At 60.0% G+C, this 4144-nt stretch carries 6 protein-coding genes; 2 read left to right on the top strand and 4 right to left on the bottom strand.

Annotated elements, in window-relative coordinates; translation table 11 throughout:
• Positions 1-191: 191 nt before the first annotated feature.
• Positions 192-1325 (top strand): murein hydrolase activator EnvC family protein, encoded by a 1134-nt coding sequence (locus NW846_RS12295; protein ID WP_071813517.1) that lies wholly within the window; start codon positions 192-194, stop codon positions 1323-1325.
• On the opposite strand, the gene NW846_RS12300 is transcribed toward NW846_RS12295, so the two are convergent.
• A complete protein-coding gene (locus NW846_RS12300) occupies positions 1316-1966 on the bottom strand; it encodes an ABC transporter ATP-binding protein (protein WP_011430465.1) in 651 nt (216 codons plus the stop codon). The genes NW846_RS12295 and NW846_RS12300 overlap by 10 nt on opposite strands.
• 58 nt (positions 1967-2024) lie before the next feature.
• Positions 2025-2273, bottom strand: coding sequence for a hypothetical protein (locus NW846_RS12305; protein ID WP_011430466.1), 249 nt, complete (start codon positions 2271-2273; stop codon positions 2025-2027).
• A 151-nt stretch (positions 2274-2424) separates the two neighbouring features.
• On the opposite strand from NW846_RS12305, the gene NW846_RS12310 reads away from it, so the two are divergent.
• Positions 2425-2925, top strand: a complete 501-nt coding sequence (locus NW846_RS12310; RefSeq protein WP_011430467.1) for a low molecular weight protein-tyrosine-phosphatase — start codon at positions 2425-2427, stop codon at positions 2923-2925.
• A 22-nt stretch (positions 2926-2947) separates the two neighbouring features.
• On the opposite strand, the gene nuoK is transcribed toward NW846_RS12310, so the two are convergent.
• Entirely contained in the window at positions 2948-3253 is a 306-nt protein-coding gene (gene nuoK, locus NW846_RS12315) for an NADH-quinone oxidoreductase subunit NuoK (RefSeq protein ID WP_041439067.1), read from the bottom strand.
• 79 nt (positions 3254-3332) lie between these two features.
• Positions 3333-3941 (bottom strand): NADH-quinone oxidoreductase subunit J, encoded by a 609-nt coding sequence (locus NW846_RS12320; RefSeq protein ID WP_414347733.1) that lies wholly within the window; start codon positions 3939-3941, stop codon positions 3333-3335.
• Between the last annotated feature and the right edge of the window lie 203 nt (positions 3942-4144).

The raw sequence follows: 4144 nt of genomic DNA on the forward strand, positions 1-4144 counted from the left end.
AGTTGGTTTGCTAAGTGCTGCTATTGTACCCCTTGAGCTCTTAACAGGCTGTAACGACAGCGGGCAACAGCGCGATTGGGCTCGATCAGTCCTTGCGAATCTTTGTATTCTTAGGGTCGGTAGGTTGGTTGCCGAGGGTGTGGGGAGTGGTCAAGCTCAGTTGTGGGACACACAGCCTGAAGGCATGGGTGATGGTCGGGTTGCTCGCCCTCCTGGTGCTGGGGGGACTGTGGCGGGTTGCTCCATCTCAGGCGCAGAATCTCCACCAACTGCAACAGCGGCAGCAACAGATCCAGCAACAAATCCGGGGCACCCAGCGACGCCTGGGAGAGCTGCGCCAAGCGGAAGAAGAAGCCCGTCGCCGCATGGGATCCCTGCGGCAAAACATCCAACAGACAGAAGCTAGCCTTCGCGACAACCAATATCGTCTGGAACAGGCCCAGAGGGCGCTAGAGCAAGCGCAGAAGGAGCTCCAAGAGCTGGAAGACCGCCTGAGACGGCAGCAGCAGGGCACGGCCGCCCGCTTGCGCTACATGCAGCGGCAGGGGGCGGAACATTGGTGGGCTTTGCTGCTCACCAGCCGCGACCTCAACGAGTTTTTCGATCGCCGCCACCAGTTGCAATTGCTAATCGAAGCCGACCGGCAGTTGATCCGAGAGCTGCAGGTGATGGCCAAGGAGGTGGATCAGCAGCGGATCGCCCTGGAAGCGCAGCGCAACGAGATTTCTTTAATCTTGCAGGAGCTGGCAGCCCAGAAAAACCAACTGCAGCAGCAGGCTGCCGCCCAAGAGCAACTGGTGGGCCGCCTGGCCAACGAGCGCGCCGCCTATGAAGCAGCCCAACGGCGTTTGGAAGCCGATTCCCAACAGTTGACCATCCTCATCCAGCAACTGATCGCCCAGCAGGCTCAGCAGCGGGGGGGCAGAGATCCGGTTCAGGGGACAGGCCGGTTGATCCCACCAGTGCGCGGGCCAATCACCAGCGGCTTCGGCTGGCGGGTTCACCCCATCTACGGAAGCCGCCGCTTCCATGCGGGGATCGACTTCGGTGTGCCCACCGGCACGCCAGTTCGGGCATCAGACCGGGGCACCGTCATCTACGCCGGCTGGTATGGCGGCTACGGCTACACGGTGATTGTCAACCACGGCGGCGGCATCACCACCCTGTACGCCCACAACAGCCGCGTCGCCGTTGGGGTGGGTCAGCAGGTACAGCGGGGGCAGGCCATTGCCGCTTCCGGCTCCACCGGCCTCTCCACCGGCCCCCACGTTCACTTCGAGGTGCGGGTCAACGGCCAGCCGGTGGATCCCCGCCGCTACCTTTGAAGCAGCGCATCTGTCGGCAACGGCTGCAGGGATCCCGCCTGCAAGATCCACCGCACATCGGCAATGGAGGATAGCTCCTCTGGGTCGTGGGAAACCACCAACACCGTCCAGGTGGATTTCAGCCGGGCCAGCAGCTCGATCAACTGCCGCCGCACCGACCAGTCCAGCCCTGCCGTCGGCTCGTCCAGCAGCAGTAGCAGCGGGCCGCGAATAAGCTGTACCGCCAGGGCCAAGCGCCGTTGTTGTCCGCCACTGAGATGGTTGGGGGAGGTGCACAGAGGGATCCCTTCCAATCCCACCTGTTTGAGAACGTTTTCAATCTCCTTTTGTTGCAGCTCCGGGTGGCCGAAGCGCATTTCCTCTAGCACCGTCAAGCCACAAAAGTGACGCTCCGGGAACTGAAACACCAGCCCCGCCATGCTGCGCAACTGCTGGGGGGAGAGCTCTGTTCCTCCCCAGGCAATCCGCCCGCGCGTGGGCCGCGCCAAGCCGGCCAAAATTTCCAGCAGGGTGCTCTTGCCGGCCCCACTTTTGCCCACGATCAGCCCCAACTGATTCAGGCCCAGCTCAAAGGAGAGATCCCGGAGAATCGGCTGAGGGAGGGTTGCCGGGTGGTAGCAGAGATCCTGAACCTGCAACATGAGCGGCGCCCCTGGGAAAGTTGTCGTTATTTTGGCACTGGAAAGCTCTGCCGGACAGCTACAACCATTCTTCTAGGCGCCCCAACTGATCCCGAAAGCCATAGGTGAGTTCGCGGTACCACTCCCGCAGCTCCAGTTGATCTACAGCTCGCCGCAAAGCCTCTTGGGAGCGCTCGATGGGGCGCAGAGCCGCAGACGGGATCCCTTCTTGAGCAGCCCATTGTTCAAACAGAGCCAGCTCCGTTTGCAAGTAGAGAATGAGGTTGGCCACATCCTGCGGGTGGGGGTAGCGGGTGGCATCTGGCATAAGACATCTCACCAGGGGAACTAGCTCCATTCTGGCCAAGAATCTGTCCCGCTGCCGCCTGAGGGCCCTATCCCCTCTCGCCTGCTTCTGTACTCTGGGCCGCAAAACGCAGATAATGCGGTGGGAAATGTTCACTGCCGTCGAGGGATCCATGAGCCAAAAGCTGCTGTTTGTGTGCCTGGGCAACATCTGCCGTTCTCCCGCTGCCGAAGGGATCACCAACCACCTGCTGCAGAGCAGCGGCCATGAGGGGGACATCCTCTGCGATTCGGCAGGTACAGCCGCCTACCACCTCGGCAGTCCCCCAGATCGCCGCATGCGACAAGTTGCCCAGCGCTATGGACTGGAGCTGCACGGCCAAGCCCGGCAAATTCATCCTTTGGATCTGCGGGAGTTCGACCTGATCCTGGCCATGGATCGGCAAAATTACCGCGATATCCTCAGCCTCGATCCCCAGAGAAGATATGCCGACAAGGTACGCCTAATCTGTAGCTACTGTCGTTCTCACACCGATGAAGAAGTTCCGGATCCCTACTACGGGGGCGAGGCAGGGTTTCACTACGTGATCGAGCTGCTCTGGGACGCCTGCAGCGGCCTGCTGGAATCCCTGATCCCTGGGATCCAATGCCCGCCGCTGCCCAGCCGCACCTGAAAGTCATCGATCAAGAAAACAACTACCACCTGAGCAGGTTAAAGCTCTCCATGTCGATGGTGGCGCGGTTGCGGTAGATCCCCAACACAATGGCCAAGCCCACTGCCGCCTCGGCAGCCGCCACGGTGATGACAAATACCGAAAACACTTGGCCGCGAATCAAGCCCGAGTCGACAAAGTTGGAGAAAGCCATAAAGTTCAGGTTGACGGCGTTGAGCATCAGCTCAATCGACATCAACACCCGAATGGCGTTGCGACTGACGATCAAGCCGTAGATGCCGATGCAGAAAAGAATTGCCGCGACCACCAAGAAAAACTGCAGTTGCAACATCACAAGAGGCTCCACTGGATACAGATGAGAGGGGCATCAGGAAAACGCTGGGCTGTATGGCCGAGAGCAGGCAGCTTCAACGCGTGCTCACCAGCTCTGCTGGGCGTTCCGACTCCGATTCAAGCTGTGGCCGGGCCCGCTCCAGCAAGCTGAGATCCCCTTCTTGGGCTTGGGGAACGACAAACTCTCGACGCGCCAGCACAATGGCCCCGATCAACGCCATCAGCAGCAAAACAGAAGCCAACTCGAACGGCAACAGATAGTCGCTAAAGAAATGCCCACCCATCACCAAAGCACTGCTCGTGGGCTGGATCGGCTCCAACTGCCAGGGGGTATTCAGGGCCATTGCCGTCAGGAGGGCAAACAGCCCCAAACACACCGCCGCCGTCACCCCATTGCGCAGCCAGCCCAACTTCAAAGGAGCGAAAGTATAGCGCCGGTTCACCAGCATGATGGCGAACAGGATCAGCACGTTGACGGCGCCGACGTAGATCAAAACTTGGGCGGCGGCCACAAAATCGGCATTCAAGAGAAGGTACAGCCCAGCTATGCTCAGGAAAACGCCCCCCAAGAGAAAGCCGGAATAGACGATGTTAGGGGCCCAAACCACTCCCAGGGCAAAGCCAATGGCCATTGCCGAGAGCACCCCAAAGCTAACCAGTTGTACGCCTTCTGCAAGGGTCATGGGATCTTCTCTATCGCTGCTCCCTTACCACTGTACTGCCCTGGCGGACTGAGGAAAAGCCCAACTCCCTTGTTCAATCCATAGAGAAATCCCTAGAGTCAGGTCTCACCAACTGCCGCCTGCTCCGCCGCCGCTGCTGCTGCCGCCCCCGAAGTCTGAATCTCCACCTGAATCTCCACCGAAGTCTGAATCTGTGTCTGTGT

Source organism: Synechococcus sp. W60.3 (assembly GCF_047502615.1).
Lineage (GTDB): Bacteria > Cyanobacteriota > Cyanobacteriia > Thermostichales > Thermostichaceae > Thermostichus.

What these genes read in the sequence shown, in the direction of transcription:
- NW846_RS12295 (WP_071813517.1), top strand. Translation starts at nt 192, where the DNA reads ATGGTCGGGTTGCTCGCCCTCCTGGTGCTGGGGGGACTGTGGCGGGTT.
- NW846_RS12300 (WP_011430465.1), bottom strand. Translation starts at nt 1,966, where the DNA reads ATGTTGCAGGTTCAGGATCTCTGCTACCACCCGGCAACCCTCCCTCAG.
- NW846_RS12305 (WP_011430466.1), bottom strand. Translation starts at nt 2,273, where the DNA reads ATGCCAGATGCCACCCGCTACCCCCACCCGCAGGATGTGGCCAACCTC.
- NW846_RS12310 (WP_011430467.1), top strand. Translation starts at nt 2,425, where the DNA reads ATGAGCCAAAAGCTGCTGTTTGTGTGCCTGGGCAACATCTGCCGTTCT.
- NW846_RS12320 (WP_414347733.1), bottom strand. Translation starts at nt 3,941, where the DNA reads ATGACCCTTGCAGAAGGCGTACAACTGGTTAGCTTTGGGGTGCTCTCG.